The organism is Pseudoalteromonas sp. Of7M-16, assembly GCF_022347805.1.
GTDB lineage: Bacteria > Pseudomonadota > Gammaproteobacteria > Enterobacterales > Alteromonadaceae > Pseudoalteromonas > Pseudoalteromonas luteoviolacea_F.
Map to the genome: position 1 here is coordinate 103,859 of NZ_JAKRFY010000006.1, position 17,670 is coordinate 121,528.

Genomic DNA, 17,670 nt, shown 5'->3' on the forward strand with positions numbered 1-17,670 from the left:
TATATAAACATACATTGTCCTTCATCAGTAATACTTGTAATTTTATCTCATTTTCACCTTGAGTTAACTTTTATAAATGACCACTGAATGAAAAAGTGATATGGTATGCCGCATTTTTTGGAACCGAGAAAACTTGCTATGTCGAATGCAGTAGAGACTAAAGCGAATAAAAGCTCTCAATCGCCAGAACAACAAAGCGGCCTATTTAATCGCTTTTTGGCAACGGTTGAGTTTTTAGGGAATATGCTTCCCCACCCGATCACTCTTTTTGCCATGCTATGTATTGTAATCGTAGTATTCAGTGGTATCGCTGATTGGATGGGTTTGAGCGCAATTGACCCTCGTCCAGAGGGAGCTAAAGGGCGTGACGCTGATGGTGTCATTGAAGTCGTAAGCTTATTGAGCGCTGAAGGCTTACAAAGAATCATGACCGGCCTTGTCACCAACTTCACTGGATTCGCACCACTTGGTACGGTACTTGTTGCCCTATTAGGTGTAAGTGTTGCTGAGCACTCGGGTATGCTTTCCGCTGCTATGCGCGGAATGGTCATGGGCGCGTCAAAACGACTAGTGACATTTATGGTTGTGTTTGCAGCTATTTTGTCAAATACAGCTTCAGAGCTGGGCTATGTTGTACTGATACCACTTGCGGCAATGATCTTCCACAGCCTAGGTAGACACCCGTTAGCAGGTTTAGCAGCCGCGTTTGCTGGGGTATCTGGCGGGTACAGCGCCAATCTATTACTCGGGACAATAGACCCTCTTCTTGCAGGTATCACAACACCTGCTGCGCAAATGATCGATCCAACCTACCACGTTGGCCCTGAAGCAAACTGGTATTTCATGATGATTTCTGTTTTCTTGATTGCCATTGTAGGCACGCTAGTTACAGAAAAAATTGTTGAGCCTAGACTAGGTAAATACAACCCAGATGAAGCGAGTATTGACCTATCGGAAAACAATATTGAGCACCTGACTGCTCTTGAGAAAAAAGGCTTAAAATGGGCGGGTATGTCACTGCTTGTAGTTTGCAGTATTTTAGCCTTAACCATTGTTCCTGAAGACGGTATTCTTCGTCACCCTGAGACTGGTGCTGTTGCAGGCTCTCCATTCCTAAAAGGCATTGTTGTTCTAATTTTCGTTACTTTTGCTATCCCAGGTTTTGTATACGGCCGCGTTGTTGGTACGATGAAATCAGACCGCGATGTGATTGATGCCATGAGTAAAAGCATGAGCTCTATGGGTATGTATATTGTACTTGTATTTTTCGCTGCACAATTTGTTGCCTTCTTCAAGTGGACCAACCTTGGTACTATTTTGGCGATAAACGGTGCCGCTTTATTGCAAGCGCTAAATTTGACAGGTCCAGAAGTTTTCATTCTGTTCATTATGATGTGTGCAATGGTCAACCTATGTCTAGGTTCTTCTTCTGCACAGTGGGCTGTAACCGCACCTATATTTGTGCCGATGCTTATGCTTGTTGGCTATGCACCGGAAACAATCCAAGCAGCATACCGTATCGGTGACTCAGTAACTAACCTGATCACACCTATGATGAGTTACTTTGGCCTTATTTTAGCTGTTGCAACTAAATACAAAAAAGATATGGGTATCGGCACCTTAGTCGCAACTATGTTACCTTACAGCATGTTCTTCTTTGTCGGCTGGGTTGCTCTGTTTTATATATGGGTATTTGGTTTTGGTCTTCCTGTAGGACCGAACTCTCCGATTTATTACACGCCTTAAAGCAGTAATTGAGAGCATTTTTGCAAGCCAAAAATGCTCTCGTCTCAAAATTAATTCAAACCTACCTCATTAATTACTTTTTTCATTATTTCTTTAAAAAACTTTTAAATTGGTGCAGTGCATTTCCTAATTAAGGTAAAATCATTAACGGCAGAGAAATCCAAGGTTAATCCTGTTAACTTACTTTAGACAATTTAAATTTTTGAATAAAAATACGTCATGCTATTTGTTATTATTCAAATGCTGTCCTAAAGTCCTAAAGGAATAACCGTAAAAGGAGCTTTCTCACCAATAAAAAACTTGATGATAAGGCCAGTTATGTACACTTTGTTTTATTACCCTCGTAATGCCAGTCTCGCTCCACATTTTGTTTTAGAAGCACTAAAAGCTCCATATCAATTAGAAATTGTCGACCGTAAGAAAAATGCACAAAAATCAGCGCAATATTTAAGTCTAAACCCGACCGGAAGGATCCCAACACTTGTCGATGACGAATTTGTGTTATTTGAAAGTGGCGCTATTTGTCTATACCTTGCAGAAAAGCACCCTGAAGGACAATTAATCCCATCGGACCCGATACAAAAAGGAGTTTTTTATCAATGGCTAATGTACTTCACTACGACGATACAGTCGGAATTAATGATTTACTTTTATCCTGAGCGTCATACCCAAAGCGCACTCATGTATGACGACATCATTAAAACTCAACAAACTCGCTTAGCTGATATGTTTGCTATTGTAAACCGTCATTTATCGGGAAAAAGCTATGTCGTCAACGAGCAATTTACAATATGTGACTGCTACTTATTTATGCTGTGTATATGGGCGGATGAATTAAACACGCCACCATTACAATTTGAACATTTAGCAAAATACCTGCGCGGAATGGCAAAACACCCTGTTATAAAAAAGGTCTGCGAAGCCGAGCAAACAGACTTGAGCCCATACAAATAAGATTTTAATTTTAAAACTCAAGCAAATTAAGTTTGGACGATACAATACTAGAGTCAATTTTACATAATATATGTTTATTTTTAATTGGCTTTAATTATCCGTACGTGCCAAAGCCATAGATTTATTCTTAAATCTATGGCTTTGGCAGCAACACGCTTTATCTCTTTCCTTACAACCCGTATTATATTCACTCTCTTTATCTACCGATCCCTTTATGCATCACCTTTTAGAACAATATAATCAGCTTGTTAAGAACAACCAATTATCCTATGACCCCAAGCAACAAGACGCCATTGACGAGCTAGATAGATTGTCGGAGCAAATTCGAATAAGTGGCAAAACTAAAGGGATCTATTTATTCGGCCCTGTTGGCCGTGGCAAGTCAATGTTGATGGATATGTTTTATGGATCCCTATCCATAGATAAAAAGCAAAGGCTGCATTTTCATCATTTCATGCATAAAATCCACCAGCAGCTGGCTGATATTCAAGGAAAGAAAGATCCATTAAAGGTAATTGCAAAGCAGTGGGCAAAGCATACAAAGGTGTTATGTTTTGACGAGTTCTTCGTAAAAGACATTGGTGATGCGATGATATTAGCGGGTCTTTTAGATGCGTTTTTTAAAGCGGGTATTATTTTTGTTACAACATCGAATTCCCACCCTACCGATCTATACAAAAATGGGTTACAGAGAAACCGTTTCGAGCCAACCATAGAACTCTTGCTAACTCATTGTCATGTAGTGAGTGTATCTGGAAAACACGATCACAGATTTAACAATGGTTTTTCTGCCCAGTTTTACTTTGAAAATGACACTGCAGGCTTTCAATCTCTGTTTAACACTATAGGCGGATCTTACAAATCCACAAACATAGACATATTAAATAGGCCAGTCAGTATTTTGGGACATGCACACAATGCGTTGCTAATTGATTTTATGTCTCTATGTACCTCGCCCAGAGCAACTTCAGATTACATCGAACTCGCCACTGACTATGACGCAATTTTTGTACAGAACATTCCTAAAATGGGTTCATCCCCTGCTCTTCAAAGCGTTACTCAAGGCATTGAAGAGGGCTACATAAGAGCAAAACCCCTACTTGAATCTCGTAACCTTGATGACGAGGCAAGACGCTTTATCGCACTCGTAGATGAATTTTATGACCGAAAAAAGCTGGTTGTTATTTCATCAAGCTTTTCATTGCAAACCCTTTATGCAGGAGAGCTACTCGCTTTCGAATTTGAACGCACTCGAAGTCGACTAGCCGAAATGCAGTCATGGCGATTTCCGACAATCATTTAACCTTGTTGTTAAATTCAAGGGGTTGGCTCAGAAAAAGCGTCACTTGTCGTACTTTCTCTATCCACTTTTTGATAGCGATATAATTATTAGTCCACATTGATGCAACGAATGCTGGTTCTTTACAAAATTAGTATTTGGCTAAACACTTCTAAGGTCCCCACCAACAAATTAGCACTATACCACTAATCCATAATACAGGAACCACCCTTTTAACCTAAATAATATGCAACTTTTATCTGTATTATCAAATTCCGTAGATAAAATATGGACAAACTATTGTATACAATATATGTTATACATGAATTATCGATGACACACCGTCTCAAATAGAGGTGAAAACTCGCCTGAAGTGTCTATTGCTAATTGAAAAAACAACAATAAATCAGCATCAATAAGGAAAACTATGGACCTCTCTAAGTTCAAACTAAATCAGTTTAAAAAATCATTCATTGCATTAAGTGTTAGCTCTGTATTACCACTGGTCCCTTCTGCTGCAATCGCAGCGGATGAGTCAGCCGATGAGATTGAACGCGTTCAAATTACAGGTTCGCGTATCCAGCGTACCGATTTGGAAAGTGCGCTTCCTGTTACCGTTATCTCTTCTGTCGACATAGCAAAAACCGGTTTAAATGATATTGCAGGTGTTTTACGTCAAAGCGTCTTCAACAGTGCAGGTAGCAATATCAATACAGGTAACTCAACAGATGCAAACCATTCTGGTTCTGGGCTACGTGGCCTCGGTGCCAACAGAACATTAACCCTGATCAACGGCCGCCAAGTAGCACCGTCGTCTGCTTTGTACGGAAGTAGTACAAACTTAAATATGATCCCAATTGAAGCGGTAGAGCGAATTGAGATCTTACGAGATGGGGCGTCAGCAATATATGGCTCCAACGCAATAGCTGGGGTTGTAAATATCATCTTGAAAAAAGATTACGATGGCTTAGGGTTTAAACTGCATGGTGCTGATACTTCGCGTGGTGGTGGTAGCGAAAACGGTTTTTCAATGAGTTTTGGTCAAGTAACCGATAAGTCTTCAGTCACTCTTATATATGAACACCAATATCAAGAAGGTTTAAAAGGTGGTGAACGTGACCATATTGACGGAAAAGTAAATCCAAGAAGAATGTCAACCACAACCCCATGGGGTAACTGGCGTACCCATGAGGCTGATGGAGAGTTTGGACCATGGAATCCAGGGAAGGAATGCCCACAAGAAAATATTCGAGATGAAGGCGAAGATGGCAAGCGCTGTTCTTTCGACTTTTACGAAGGCAAACTGTACTATCCAGAGCGTAAAAAAGACTCTATTTTTACCCACTTTACGTACAATATCTCGGAAGAGTTGGAATGGTACGCGCAATCTCTAATCTTACGTGATGTTACAGACACGGCGGCGAGTTCAATTTGGATGACTGCCGACATGGCAGCAGACAACCCTAACAACCCAACTTTTGGTACTGGGAACGCAAAAGATGTTCAAGTTACGCACCGCATGGTTGGTGATGCAGATCGTGCCGTACAATTTGATACGACATTAATCGACTTTAATACTGGTTTTGAATGGGTAACTGATGCTGGCGCATTGGCCGTAAACATTGGGCTAAGCCGTGAAAAATTCCACCAAGTAACAAAGCATTACGCTTTCAAAGATCGATTCCAAGACGCGGTAAATGACGGTGAATACAACCCGTTAGTTCCCGGTGGCAATGCAACACGCCAAACACTAGATAATATTCGTCATACGGCTTATCGCAGCGGTGAAACAACGTCAAACGGCATATCAATAAGCTGGGCGAGCTTGTCAGGCATGGAATTGGCCGGTGGTGAAATTGGCTACGCTATTGGTGCCGAGTACAGAAAAACCGAGTTGACAGATGAAATGGATGCGCAATCTAACGCTGGCCTCGAAAATGGAAATGTTGTCAGTTCATTTGGTGGTGACGTAATTGGTGAGCGAGATTATAAAGCTGCATATGTAGAAGTCGAATTGCCTGTACTTGATGAACTCGTTGTTAAAGTCGCAAGCCGTTATGATGAATACAGCTTACCTGATGCGGGCGAGTTATCAAGCAGCATCAACGTTCGTTATGAAGCGTCTGATGATCTTGTATTGCGTGGTGGTTTCAGCCAAGGCTTCCGAGTGGCGGGTTTGAACCGTCTGGTCGGAGACGCCGCGACTGGGTATTATAACTTAACGGACTGCCCTGACTCGACTTGCGATACACAAAACATCCCAGCGACAGCAATCGGTACTCCAAACCTAAAACCAGAGACTTCAGAGCAGTTTTCTGTCGGTGCGGTCTGGAATCTTGCTCAGTATACCGCAGTCACTGTTGACTATTGGAATATTGAAATCACAGATCAGATTTCTAGAATTGAGCCACAAGATGTAATCGATTTAAGCCATGCTAATGCGCTTGATGGTTACAACCCAGAGCAGATATATGTGAATCGAGACGCTGATGGGAAACTTACCTCCGTTGGTTATGGTTATATCAACATGGTTGGTGCAGAAACTTCGGGTATTGATATTGCGTTCAATACACGTTTCGACTTTGAAGATATGGGTGAGATCAGATACACCTTAGATGGTAGTTATACCTTTAACTACGACAGCCGAGCTAACCCAAATCAACCAGAGTACGATCGTGTCGGCTATGTCAGCAGAGCACAATACCGTGTCAACTCTCAAGTTACATATATTCTTGACGAGTTTAGTGCAAATATTGCCGTAAGATATCTTGATCGTTTCAAAGGCGTGACCAACGAAGACGAAGTAGCAGGCCGAGAGTATGACGATTACGCTTCGGCGACAGAAGTGGACCTTGGTTTTAACTATCAAACCGACAGCTACGGTAGCTTTACAATTGGTGCGCGTAATATCTTCGACAGAGTACCTGAAGTAAGACTTGAAAGGTTTGTCGGATTTAACACCACCAACCACAACATATATGGTAGAACGCTCTTTGCTGATTACACAATTCAGTTTTAAGTAGTACTACCTGCCAATTCTCCCAACAAGCAGCCACATGTTTTTAGTTGGCTGCTTTTTAGATCTGTTTTATAAGCAAACCAATTTTTGTGCCCTCTGTGCATCTCTTTCACTAAGCCAAATCTTCCAAATTAAGAGGCGTATTTTGTAAAATTGGCTTGATGCAACTGTCCTGCGCAGATAAGCTAGATAGGGAAAATAATGACGTATGCGCCAGTTTAATATTTGGTATTCGGGAAGGTGGGGCTTAGATCTACTTTTGGGCGGTAAGCTTAGCGTCATCTAAAAACAAAAGCGAGCTAACTAGCTCGCTTTAATATATATCAAACAGTTAGAAGCTATTTGTCCAACTTAAGTTTGACGCCTTTTAAGCGACTTCTAACAGAGCTAATTTTGCTGCGGTTTTTTACTCGCGCTTCTCCACTCGCTTGGTTACTAGGTCTATTTGTTCGAGCTTTGCGTCTTTGATGACTTGGTTTTTTGCTCAGGTTATCAATCAAGTTATCTCGACTTGCAACTTCATAACCCGGTAAATAGTAACGTTTAATCTTTTGACCAATTAACGCTTCAATGTGCAGTAAAAACTGCTCTTCTTCTCGGCTTACAAACGAAATTGCCTGACCACTATTGCCTGCGCGACCTGTACGGCCAATCCTGTGAACATAATCTTCTGGTAAGTAAGGCAGGTCATAATTCACCACTCGAGGAAGCCCTTCGATATCAATACCACGTGCAGCAACTTCGGTAGCAACCAGCACACGTACTTTGCCTTCCTTAAATTCTCGAAGTGCACGGCGCCTTGCACCTTGCTTTTTATCTCCATGACAAACTGTCGCCGCGATACCATCAAGCTCAAGCTCTTCTACAATAGTATCTGCGTCATCTTTCATGTTTACAAACACAAGAACTTGCTGCCAGTTTTTCTTGCCTATTAACTCTGATAACAGCTCTTTTTTGCGCTGTTGTTCAACCGGATAAACAACGTGACGGACCGTTTCTGCTGTAGTATTTTCAGGTGCTGTTTGAACAAGTTTAGGCTCTTTTAAAACCTTTTTAGCAAATTGTTTTACTGCCGATGGGAAAGTTGCAGAAAACAGCAACAACTGTTTATCTTCCTTCGCCAAAGATATCACACGCTGCATCTCATCAATAAAGCCCATATCTAGCATGCGGTCGGCTTCATCTAGCACCAAATGCTCTATATTCGCTAAATCAACACTCCCCAATCTGACCAGATCAAGTAATCTCCCTGGCGTTGCGGCAATAATATCAGCGCCTTGAGATAATCGTTGCGATTGCCCTTCAACATTAACACCGCCAAACACAGCGACAGTACGCAGCTCTGTGTGCTTTGTAAATGACTCACAATTATTGGCAATTTGCTCAGCAAGCTCTCGGGTAGGTGCTAGAAATAATGCACGAGGTGATTTAGATGGCGTCCCTTTTAAAAGGTTATGGATAACAGGCAAGGCAAACGCTGCGGTTTTTCCTGTACCAGTTTGTGCCGTTGCCAGCACATCATGACCTTTTCTGATCACAGGGATGGCCGCCTGTTGGATCGGGGTGAGTTCTTCAAAGCCAATCTCATCTAAGGCTTTTAACAACGGCTCTGGAAAACTAAAAGATTTAAAATTCATAACGACAAACCTGCGACCAATACTGAAGGGCCGCAGATTATACGTCAATTCTCAGCATTAACAAAGCTTAAGTAGCGTCTCATCGACTAAATTGGCTTTTCCGCCAACAATATACTGCTCATCGAGTGCATTTATGAGCTGCTGACCCTCTAATTGCTGAGATTTAGTCAGTGGCACATAGGGCAGTCTAAATACTGGGTTAACTGCACCAGTCATAATCAGTGCAGTGTTAATTGCAATTGGGTTTGGTTCACAAAACAGCCAGCTCATGAGAGGTTGTAACTCTTTGTTAAGCGACTCATTAGGGCTATCCATAAGCTGTCTAAATAGTCGAGGTACTAAGTTTGACGTGACAGATATCACACCATGGGATTGAAACTTATGGCGACCGTCATGGGCTTCATCATCATTTCCTGACCAACAAGCAATTCCCTGTGCTTCATAATGAGCAATACGCTCGTTACCCGCACATTCCTTAACACCGATAAAGTGCCTATGTTTAGCCAAAGGCTCCATAATATCTGGCGTTAAATCTTGTCCAGTTCTACCCGGTACATTGTAAATAAACGCAGGTCCAATTTCTAAAACACGCTCAAAGTGTTCTACCACACCGGCATCCGATGTTCGGCCATAATATGGGTTGATCTGTAACGCAGCATCCATACCAGAAGCGAAACCATACTCGGTCGCTTTGATAGCTTCCCTCGTATTGTTACTTCCGGTATTACCAACAATAATAAGCTTGTCTGAAAACTTGTTAACACTGTGGGCGATCAGCATTAAGTGCTCTTCCCAAGTCATTAACTGACCCTCACCCGTTGTACCACCAACGATGATACCATCAACACCCGCTGCGATTTGGGTTTCTACTAAAGCATCATATGCCTGAAGATCAATTTCACCTGACATTTGATATGGAGTTTTGATCGCCGTGATTAAACTGGCTTGTTTTATCGTTTGTATACTTCGCATGCAATTTCTAGCTAATTGTTTATATACGACATGTTTTAACACAATTGACCTTGTATGCCGAGGGTAAAAAGCACAGTTTTATAAAATTTCTTGCTTATAAACCAAAAATCATACAAACTCAAAACAACTGTATAAATAACCAGTGTTAAAAATGAGATTAACTGATTATCTAAAATCTAACTTTTACGATGCCCATGAGCTTTGTAGTTTGCTGAAGATCTCACAAGAACAGCTTCAACGGTGGCAAGAAAGTAGTATCTTCCCTAACGCCAGTTACAGCATAGATAACCTAATCAAGTGCAGCTCTTACCTTGGGTTATATGAATGTGTTGAAGTAACCGATTATTACCCCAGAGCAGCGCTAGATTGGGGACAAATGTTGATAAAACATGAGGTGCAGCAATCTAGTCATGCCTATGAATTATTTCAAAACAAATACATCACTACTTTGAAAACCTGTGCAGACAGAGGCGTTGTAAGTGATGATGATAAATTTGGCGATGACCTAATTGAACATATTCAGCAAGTTTGGCAACAGTATTTATGCAGTAAATATGGCGTGATAAGTCAAAATGGTGCAGTTGAAGAGGTTGTGTATATTGACCTCGGACGCGCTTTGGTCGATACACTAACAGACGATAGGACGAGCAACAGTGTACCTCCCGAAAATAGAGCTTTACTACATGAAGCCCTTAAGTTATTGAACAGAGCTTTGAGCCATAATGCATCTCACGAAAAGCATAATTCATTAAGATATCAATATATTGAGAGTGTTATGCAAAAATATGATTTATCTACACGCTAGCCTAATTAAATCAAATCGATTTCTGGTCGCCTTTTTTGATAATTATTTATCCAGATAGATAAAAGCCACCTAATGGACATTAAGTGGCTTTTATGAAATGAGTATGTATAAAACGAGTTTTACCTAATTAACCTCACCATTTTGAGCAGATACTAACCGCTCAAAATGTGCTCTAAGTATTTCAAACCCTTTTAACACTCTTAGTTTATCTTCGCACAAACCGTCATACCAAGAATCAAATTTTTCGTCATCCTCTTGCTCACTTAAAACCTGATATTGGGCCAGCAGTTCCACTATGTCACTGTGTTCGCAAGTTAACTCATCCAATTGCTGAGCTAGCGACGAATGATCCTCATTTTGCAGCTGTGCAATGACACTGTTGTCTAATTGTTGTGATTCTTCGCTCACAGTGTTGTCCTCTTTCTCAATCTCAACTCTAGTTATAACAGTCTGATATTGAAGATCCAGTAACAATTTGCTTATTCGTATAATCATTAGACAAAAGTGTAAAAAAAATTTCAGACAAGCAATTGAAAACCATTCTCAAATAGAATAGTATTTGTGACGTTATCACATTTCGTAAGGTTTAATTTTACTATGAAAGCAAATATCCACCCGGATTATCAAGCTGTTGCATTTCATGACACGGCAGTAGACAAATACTTCATCGTTGGTTCAACAATCAAGTCTGATAGAACGGTTGAAATCGATGGCGTTGAGTACCCATACGTGCCAATTGATGTTTCAAGTGCATCTCACCCGTTCTATACAGGTAAGCAGAAAATCGTTGCAAGCGATGGCCGTGTTGCTAAGTTCAACCGCCGTTTCAAAAACCTTTCTGCTACAACTAAGTAAGTATTGGTTTTTAGTTTACATCGCTATTTTGCGTAGCGATGTAAACTCACCTAAAAGGTGTTTAAACATATTAAGGAGCATAAGTTGAAAGTTCTAAGTTCATTAAAGAGCGCGAAAAATAGACCAGGTTGTCAAGTAGTTAAGCGCCGTGGACGTGTTTACGTTATCTGTAAAACAAACCCAAGATTTAAAGCTGTTCAAGGCAAAAAGAAAAAGCGTTAATCGCTAAAAAGTATTTATGAGTGCTTTGCACAAAAAGTGCTCATCACAGTTTCACTCCCCACCCCTTCTAGTTCTCATTTATTTAATGTTTGATCTGCAACTGCATAAAAAAAGCGACTCTCGCCGCTTTTTAAAATTACCGTGCTTTAGCGCTTACGCCTTCTAAGAAGTGCAAGCGGTGCACTCAGTAAAGTCAGCCAGCCAAATGAACCCGAATCACCATCTTGGTCATCGTCGTCATCTCCCCTGACATCAATGAGGTTAACTCTCACCTCGGTATACTCAGATACATTACCGAACGTATCCTGAGCCCGTACACCAAATCTAATTACACTTTGGAATTCATAATCCAACTCACCTTGAACAATGATATCGCCATTACCAGCAATGCTAAATGGCGCACTGCCTATGATCATGAATGAGTCAACAGGTGAAGTATCTGCATCGGGATCCATAAACTCTAAACGGCCTATGATAGTCCCTAAAGCAGCATTTTCTCTCACTTCAAAAATCTGACCGCCAGGGATATTAGGTGTTCGGTCAGGCACATCTTCGTCATTAGGGTCATCCACAACATCAATTTTCACTTCGACAAAGTTAGATTCATTCCCACCTGAATCAACGGCTTTGACGACGAAAACGAATGCTTGATGAACTTCATAATCAACTAAACCAGTGACCTTAATACTGCCGTCTGCATCTATCTCAAATGGTACATCACCCAAAATTGTGAATGATTCTATCGGAGAATCATCAGGATCTGGGTCTTCAAACTCGAGCATGCCAACAACCGTACCGACTTCCGAGTTTTCAGTAACCTCAAAACTCTGTTCGTCTTTAATGACGGGTGCGACATCGTCATCACCCAGCTCATCCAATACCTCAACATTTACTTCAGTATAATCAGATGTGTTGCCCATTGAGTCCATAGCACGTACGAAGAAGCTGTATTCACTTTGCATTTCAAAATCCAGCTCAGTAGTGACAATCACTTCACCTGTAGGATTGATCATAAATGGTACTTCATCCAAGATCATAAAGCTTTCCACTGGTGATACATCCGGATCTGGATCGGTAAACATTAACATCCCGATAGACGCGCCAGCTTCATTATTTTCCATTACTTCAAATGATTGGCCTTGATCTATCACTGGATCTCTGTCGGGTGGAACTGAAATAGCCATATTAAACATTTGTTGACTTTCAAGTTCGCCATCACTTACCGTCAAAGTCATCTCGTCATCAAATGATGTATAAGGCCTTCCTGATAACACGCCGTCAATAAACGACATGCCCGGCACCGAAGGTTCTAAAGTCAGTGTAAGATCACTTCCCTCAATATCTTCAACTTTATCGTTAAAGTCTAAAACAGTCAGCTCACCAATGAATAACTCAACGTCTTCAATAGGAGAGATCACTGGTGCATCATTAACTGCATTGATAGTAATTGTGACTGCAAATTGCCCGTCTGGCAGTGGGTCATTGTTTGGTGCTGTTTGACTATCAGTCATGCCCTGGAATACAAAGTTGTCTTCGCCAACGTAGTTTTCATTTGGCATGTACATCACATTTGCATAGTCTTGCGCTAATACTTCGGCACCCTGTTCCAGTGCGTTCTCACCATTAAGCAACATACCATTGCTTGGCACCTGAATTATTTCAACTGAATCGAATGCATTAGATAAATTGTCTGCAAAGGCAGAGCCTACTGCCACTTTCATATCTTCGTCAGTAGTAAATTCTCTGTCTGATTGCGTTGAAATTGGCACTTTGTAAGCGCTGCGACCATGCGTAAAGGCAAACAGCTCATTCCCTTTAATCGCAAGTTTAGCGATATTTGTATTCGCTAACCCTAGACCATCAGCCATCCAATTTTGGCCACCGTCAGTTGATACAAACACCCCTAAATCTGTTCCGACAAATAGCCTCTGGGTATTATTCGGATCTACTGCAATTGTCATTGCAGGAATATTTGGCAGACCGGTGTCACTGGCTTGCCAGTTTTGCCCACCATCCGTTGTTTTCCATACGTGTGTCGCATCAAAATTGGAGACAGTTGCATAAATAATTTGGTTGTCTGTCGGGTCAAATGCAACTGAGCTTATCGTTACCCCTGACTGAACGGTTGCGGTTGTCCAACTCGAAGTAGTTGTAGCTTGATCTGCTTGGTATGACACGTAAATAGCGCCATTATCTGTTCCTGCTGCGACCGCGGTTTCCGTATTTGGTGCAATTCCAATTGAATATACAGAACCATCCAATGCCGCAGATGCAGCTGACCAATTTGCGGCTTGGTCATCTGTTCTCCATAATTGACTACCACCTATCCATAAGACTTGTGGGTTTGATGGCGCCATTTCAAAACGGGTTATAAATGGAAAACCATTGTCACCAGTAATACCATTGACAGCACTGCTAAAGCTTTGTCCGCCATCTGTAGACTTTTGTAAAGATAGACGCGTAAATTCACCAAACATAATATCAGCATTGGTCGGATCGATGGCCGTCCAGCCACCATCACCGCCAAGAATTTCTACCCAGCTATTAAAACCATTGTCCACCCCGACCAAAGTACCGTTATCTTGAGTTCCGCCAAAGTAACTTGTGCCATTGGGCTTGACCGTACCATGATAAAACTGAGTAACTGCATATCCATTATTAAGCGTTGACCAGCTTACTCTCTGCGTTGGATCTGCCGTTGAATTACCGCACACTTCGCTTACCGTTAATCGACCAGACAACGCATTGTCTGTTTTTTGGATCCCGCCATCATTGGCAACAAACATGGTGGTATTCGTTGTACCGTTGTAATCTGGATGAAAAACAATTTCATGTTGATCCGCATGTGCATACTGTGGGTTTGTGGGGTTTAGCCACCAAATACTGGTCGGTACGAATGTTTGGGCACCATCGTCAGAGCGAAAGACATCTATACCACCTGTCCATACTACATCTGGGTTAAGCGGGTCGACCGCGATAATATTGTCATACCAACCCTGATTGAAAAACTGCGGCGTGCCACCGGTACATTGATCTAACAATCCAAAATACGTATTGCTGAGCAGCAAGCGAGTAAACGAATCTGCAGTATTTTTGGTTACTGTTTGGGTCCAATTCACCCCCATATCTGTGGACTTGTAAACAGAGTCCATCCCATGATCATTGCGATTGGCAGCCAGCGCATAAATAATATTGTTATCTGATGGCGCGACAGCAATAGTAGTTCGGCCTTGTTCGGTGCCAGCAATGACTTGAGACCAAGTCTCTGCGGCATCAGAGCTGCGATGAACTCCGCCAGCATTAAAAGAACCACAAGCCGTCAAAAGTACATCCGTACCTGACTGGGATAACACAGTTAAATCAGTACAGCCTACAGAGGTACCTTGAGGCACAAATTTGGTTTCCCAAGAAGTACCACCATCTGTCGACTTATGCACACCCGTTCTCGTTGCGGCGTAAATAGTATTCGACTCATTTTTACTAAATTTAATCTTATTTACATACTGAAAATTAGTATTGCTCGCAGTGCTTGAAATCTGTGTCCAAGTCATCCCGGCATCTTCTGATTTAAATAACCCGTCACCGCGCAATGCATCGAAATTAAACAGGCCTTCACCTGTGCCAGCATAGAGAATATCAGCATTACTTGGATCAAACGTTAAGGTCGTTACTGCAAGGTTTGTAGCCAGATCGCTAAGTGGCTGCCACGACGCCCCCGCATCGGTTGTTTTCCATACCCCACCAGCGACACCTGCTGTATACATAATATCGTGATTTGTAGGGTGAATGATGAGAGTCCGAGTTCGACCGCCAATATTTCCCGGACCTAATTCCTGCCACTGACCAAGCTCTTGATTTTGTCCGTCAGGTGCGTTTAAGTTGGGCTGAATTTCTGAAAGCAATGCATTATTTGCTATTGAAAACTGCGGCATCTGTTTAATTTGCTTTAATGCGTCAGAATACTTTTCAACAGGCAGCGAGGTGGCACCAACCGGCAGCCTTTGTTGAACATAAAATTCTTGTGCCTCTTTCGGTTTGTCGTAGCGCTTTGGCGATTGCGACTTTTTCTGTGCTTTCTTTTCTAAAAATTCCGCTTTACGCTCATATGGTGTCAAAGCTTGATCTTGCAGTGCAATGTAAGACACACCGCCAAGCGCAATGGCGACGGCAATACTCACAGGGTGGAGAAGTCTCATTGGTTTATCCCTTTTCACTTTTTAATGTTTTAGAGTGCCTATCAATCTAGGGATCGAGACTTCTTAAATATGACTACAGACAATTTGAATGACAACGCACCAAGCGTTTCACCCTAGCACGCGCAGAGTACGCTTTGTTATCTCTACACTTAACATCGTTCTCTTTTAGATAGGTATCCGACTAGAGTGTAGTAACAAACGCACATTAAACATAAAAAGTTTTTAAAGAGAGGAGAAAAAAGCAAAGGTTTGAGGATATAAGTTAAATAGACACACTCTAGTGTGCCGGTTTGTAAGTTCAGTGACTTACTCTATTTTAAAGGACTGCGCTAATATAAATATCAAACCGGACACTACCGTCTATTTGCCAAATAGCAGGTCCCAAAAACTCGGAGGCTCGTGTAACTGGTGATATTCCTCACGAAGCGAATTAATTTCTTTGAGTGCATTGCGTGCTCGGTCTGGTTGGCCATTGTTAGCCATCACTATGGCACTCTTAGCAACAGCGATAGTTTTATTCAGGCCATCAATTGATTGAGCCTTTTTTTCCGCCTGAAAATTCTCGCTTTTTGCCTGCTCGACCAACGAAATAAAGCGTTCTAAATGGCTAATCATTTGTCCTTTATTCTCAGCCTTTATCGCAAGTTTATACTCGTGACCCATTTTTTTCATGAGCTGGTTGAGATCGCTCGACTCTGCATATACTGAAAAGCCCAAAAACACTGCTATAACCAAAACAAACTTCATGACGCCCCCTTAAAGTTTGCGCTAGTATATATAAATAAACTTTGCAAACAAGACCAAATATACGTAATGGGAAAATTGACTTTAAGCTGTAGAAAAGTATTTGTATTCATTACTTTATTTTGCATAAGCTACCTACATCCAATCAGTGCTGTCGCGGCTCAAGACGCAGCCCGCTTAAAAGTGACATTTGTAAACCCAGGCTCAAGTGGCGTAAATCCAACAGGTAATTTTTGGCTTAACGTCTCTAAAGTAATGAGTGCCGTCGCACAAGATACCAATATTGACCTCACTATTTTATACGCAGAGCGAAATCATATTCTGATGAAAGAGCTTACCAAACAAGCGCTTGAGTCTGATGCTGATTACCTTATTTTGGTTGATGAGAAGCGTGTAATCACAGAAGCACTGCTTGACTCACCCAAAGTCCACCCGAATATTTTGTTTTTATTGAACAGCCCTAATCAGCTAGAAATAAACAGACTGAGCGCAAAAGGTTTTGGCATAAAAGCAGCCATCCTACCTGATAATTATCAAGCCGGAAAAGAGCTTGCACGAGAGTTAGTAAAAACGGTTCAAAAAGATTTAACGGCCACCGAATCATTTTCCATGCTAGCGTTTCTAGGCGATATCGCCACAAACGCAGCCCTAGAGAGAGAACAAGGGCTATTGAGTTACACAAACCGTATTTCAAATGTAAATATTGTAGATAAAGTTGATGCCCATTGGTCTCAGCAAAGAGCCCATGAACTAGCAAGAGGATTGTTAAGGCGACATAGAAATGTCGAACTAATTTGGTGCGCGAATGATGCGATTGCATTTGGCGTTAATCAAGCAGCAATAGAACTTGGTATCAGGGATAAAATCAAAATTGGCGGAGTCAATTGGGACAGTGGTCACGAGGATAAATTAGATGTATCCATTGGTGGTCATGTCTTCCTTGGAGGCTACCTACTTATTGAGCTTAAAAAATACCAGCGTGGATTAGTGAAGTATATCGGTACCCAAAAAGTAGCTATCTTTCGCCCCTATAGCAGTACTTTCGAACCAGTTTACAAAGCTATACATGAAGATAACCTAAATCAAATAGACTTTTCACAATTTGTTGACGGAAAGAAAAGTTACACTATTATGACTTTAAACAAAGAATTAAATTTTTGACCTTTTTTTGACCAAAAATTAGATTCTTTAATTACCACAAAACATTAAATTGAAATTACAATCCCAATTAAGTTTTTATT

The 17,670-nt window shown here is 41.4% G+C and carries 13 protein-coding genes; 8 read left to right on the forward strand and 5 right to left on the reverse strand.

Features of this window, described 5'->3' with window-relative positions:
* Nucleotides 1–138: 138 nt before the first annotated feature.
* The 4 genes from MHN81_RS08280 (at nt 139) to MHN81_RS08295 (ending at nt 6,998) form a co-directional block, all read left to right on the forward strand.
* On the forward strand, nt 139–1,746 hold the full coding sequence (locus MHN81_RS08280) for an AbgT family transporter (protein ID WP_239425548.1): 1,608 nt from the start codon (nt 139–141) through the stop codon (nt 1,744–1,746).
* A gap of 318 nt (nt 1,747–2,064) precedes the next feature.
* Nucleotides 2,065–2,700 (forward strand): glutathione S-transferase family protein, encoded by a 636-nt coding sequence (locus tag MHN81_RS08285; RefSeq protein ID WP_239425505.1) that lies wholly within the window; start codon nt 2,065–2,067, stop codon nt 2,698–2,700.
* Nucleotides 2,701–2,914: 214 nt separating this feature from the next.
* Nucleotides 2,915–4,003: a cell division protein ZapE gene (gene zapE / locus MHN81_RS08290; RefSeq protein WP_239425506.1), complete on the forward strand. Its 1,089-nt coding sequence runs from the start codon at nt 2,915–2,917 to the stop codon at nt 4,001–4,003.
* A 403-nt stretch (nt 4,004–4,406) separates the two neighbouring features.
* On the forward strand, nt 4,407–6,998 hold the full coding sequence (locus tag MHN81_RS08295; protein WP_239425507.1) for a TonB-dependent receptor: 2,592 nt from the start codon (nt 4,407–4,409) through the stop codon (nt 6,996–6,998).
* 338 nt (nt 6,999–7,336) lie between these two features.
* On the opposite strand, the gene MHN81_RS08300 is transcribed toward MHN81_RS08295, so the two are convergent.
* Both MHN81_RS08300 and dapA read right to left on the reverse strand, forming a co-directional pair.
* On the reverse strand, nt 7,337–8,635 hold the full coding sequence (locus MHN81_RS08300) for a DEAD/DEAH box helicase (RefSeq protein ID WP_023397840.1): 1,299 nt from the start codon (nt 8,633–8,635) through the stop codon (nt 7,337–7,339).
* A 57-nt stretch (nt 8,636–8,692) separates the two neighbouring features.
* Nucleotides 8,693–9,607, reverse strand: coding sequence for a 4-hydroxy-tetrahydrodipicolinate synthase (gene dapA / locus MHN81_RS08305; RefSeq protein ID WP_036975131.1), 915 nt, complete (start codon nt 9,605–9,607; stop codon nt 8,693–8,695).
* A 151-nt stretch (nt 9,608–9,758) separates the two neighbouring features.
* Between dapA and MHN81_RS08310 the strand changes: the two genes are divergently transcribed.
* The gene (locus tag MHN81_RS08310) at nt 9,759–10,412 is read left to right on the forward strand and encodes a DUF6058 family natural product biosynthesis protein (RefSeq protein ID WP_023397842.1); all 654 of its coding nucleotides are present in this window, start codon (nt 9,759–9,761) and stop codon (nt 10,410–10,412) included.
* A gap of 123 nt (nt 10,413–10,535) precedes the next feature.
* Here the strand turns inward: MHN81_RS08310 and MHN81_RS08315 are convergent, their stop codons facing one another.
* A complete protein-coding gene (locus tag MHN81_RS08315) occupies nt 10,536–10,820 on the reverse strand; it encodes a hypothetical protein (RefSeq protein ID WP_036975132.1) in 285 nt (94 codons plus the stop codon).
* A gap of 189 nt (nt 10,821–11,009) precedes the next feature.
* On the opposite strand from MHN81_RS08315, the gene MHN81_RS08320 reads away from it, so the two are divergent.
* Together MHN81_RS08320 and ykgO are read left to right on the forward strand one after the other, a co-directional pair.
* Nucleotides 11,010–11,267 carry a type B 50S ribosomal protein L31 gene (locus MHN81_RS08320; RefSeq protein ID WP_023397844.1) on the forward strand — a complete coding sequence of 86 codons (258 nt, stop codon included), beginning with the start codon at nt 11,010–11,012 and terminating at the stop codon, nt 11,265–11,267.
* 84 nt (nt 11,268–11,351) lie between these two features.
* Nucleotides 11,352–11,489, forward strand: coding sequence for a type B 50S ribosomal protein L36 (gene ykgO, locus MHN81_RS08325; RefSeq protein ID WP_080672543.1), 138 nt, complete (start codon nt 11,352–11,354; stop codon nt 11,487–11,489).
* Nucleotides 11,490–11,635: 146 nt separating this feature from the next.
* On the opposite strand, the gene MHN81_RS08330 is transcribed toward ykgO, so the two are convergent.
* Together MHN81_RS08330 and MHN81_RS08335 are read right to left on the reverse strand one after the other, a co-directional pair.
* Nucleotides 11,636–15,685 carry a rhombosortase-dependent cadherin domain-containing protein gene (locus tag MHN81_RS08330; RefSeq protein WP_239425508.1) on the reverse strand — a complete coding sequence of 1,350 codons (4,050 nt, stop codon included), beginning with the start codon at nt 15,683–15,685 and terminating at the stop codon, nt 11,636–11,638.
* 360 nt (nt 15,686–16,045) lie between these two features.
* Complete coding sequence (locus MHN81_RS08335; protein WP_023397846.1) at nt 16,046–16,432, reverse strand: cytochrome b562; 387 nt, start codon at nt 16,430–16,432, stop codon at nt 16,046–16,048.
* A 66-nt stretch (nt 16,433–16,498) separates the two neighbouring features.
* Between MHN81_RS08335 and MHN81_RS08340 the strand changes: the two genes are divergently transcribed.
* Nucleotides 16,499–17,590, forward strand: a complete 1,092-nt coding sequence (locus MHN81_RS08340; RefSeq protein ID WP_023397847.1) for an ABC transporter substrate-binding protein — start codon at nt 16,499–16,501, stop codon at nt 17,588–17,590.
* Nucleotides 17,591–17,670: the final 80 nt, after the last annotated feature.

Bases quoted from the DNA above. Each gene is read 5' to 3' on its own strand.
- MHN81_RS08280 (WP_239425548.1), top strand. From the start codon at position 139: ATGTCGAATGCAGTAGAGACTAAAGCGAATAAAAGCTCTCAATCGCCA.
- MHN81_RS08285 (WP_239425505.1), top strand. From the start codon at position 2,065: ATGTACACTTTGTTTTATTACCCTCGTAATGCCAGTCTCGCTCCACAT.
- zapE (WP_239425506.1), top strand. From the start codon at position 2,915: ATGCATCACCTTTTAGAACAATATAATCAGCTTGTTAAGAACAACCAA.
- MHN81_RS08295 (WP_239425507.1), top strand. From the start codon at position 4,407: ATGGACCTCTCTAAGTTCAAACTAAATCAGTTTAAAAAATCATTCATT.
- MHN81_RS08300 (WP_023397840.1), bottom strand. From the start codon at position 8,635: ATGAATTTTAAATCTTTTAGTTTTCCAGAGCCGTTGTTAAAAGCCTTA.
- dapA (WP_036975131.1), bottom strand. From the start codon at position 9,607: ATGCGAAGTATACAAACGATAAAACAAGCCAGTTTAATCACGGCGATC.
- MHN81_RS08310 (WP_023397842.1), top strand. From the start codon at position 9,759: ATGAGATTAACTGATTATCTAAAATCTAACTTTTACGATGCCCATGAG.
- MHN81_RS08320 (WP_023397844.1), top strand. From the start codon at position 11,010: ATGAAAGCAAATATCCACCCGGATTATCAAGCTGTTGCATTTCATGAC.
- MHN81_RS08330 (WP_239425508.1), bottom strand. From the start codon at position 15,685: ATGAGACTTCTCCACCCTGTGAGTATTGCCGTCGCCATTGCGCTTGGC.
- MHN81_RS08335 (WP_023397846.1), bottom strand. From the start codon at position 16,432: ATGAAGTTTGTTTTGGTTATAGCAGTGTTTTTGGGCTTTTCAGTATAT.
- MHN81_RS08340 (WP_023397847.1), top strand. From the start codon at position 16,499: ATGGGAAAATTGACTTTAAGCTGTAGAAAAGTATTTGTATTCATTACT.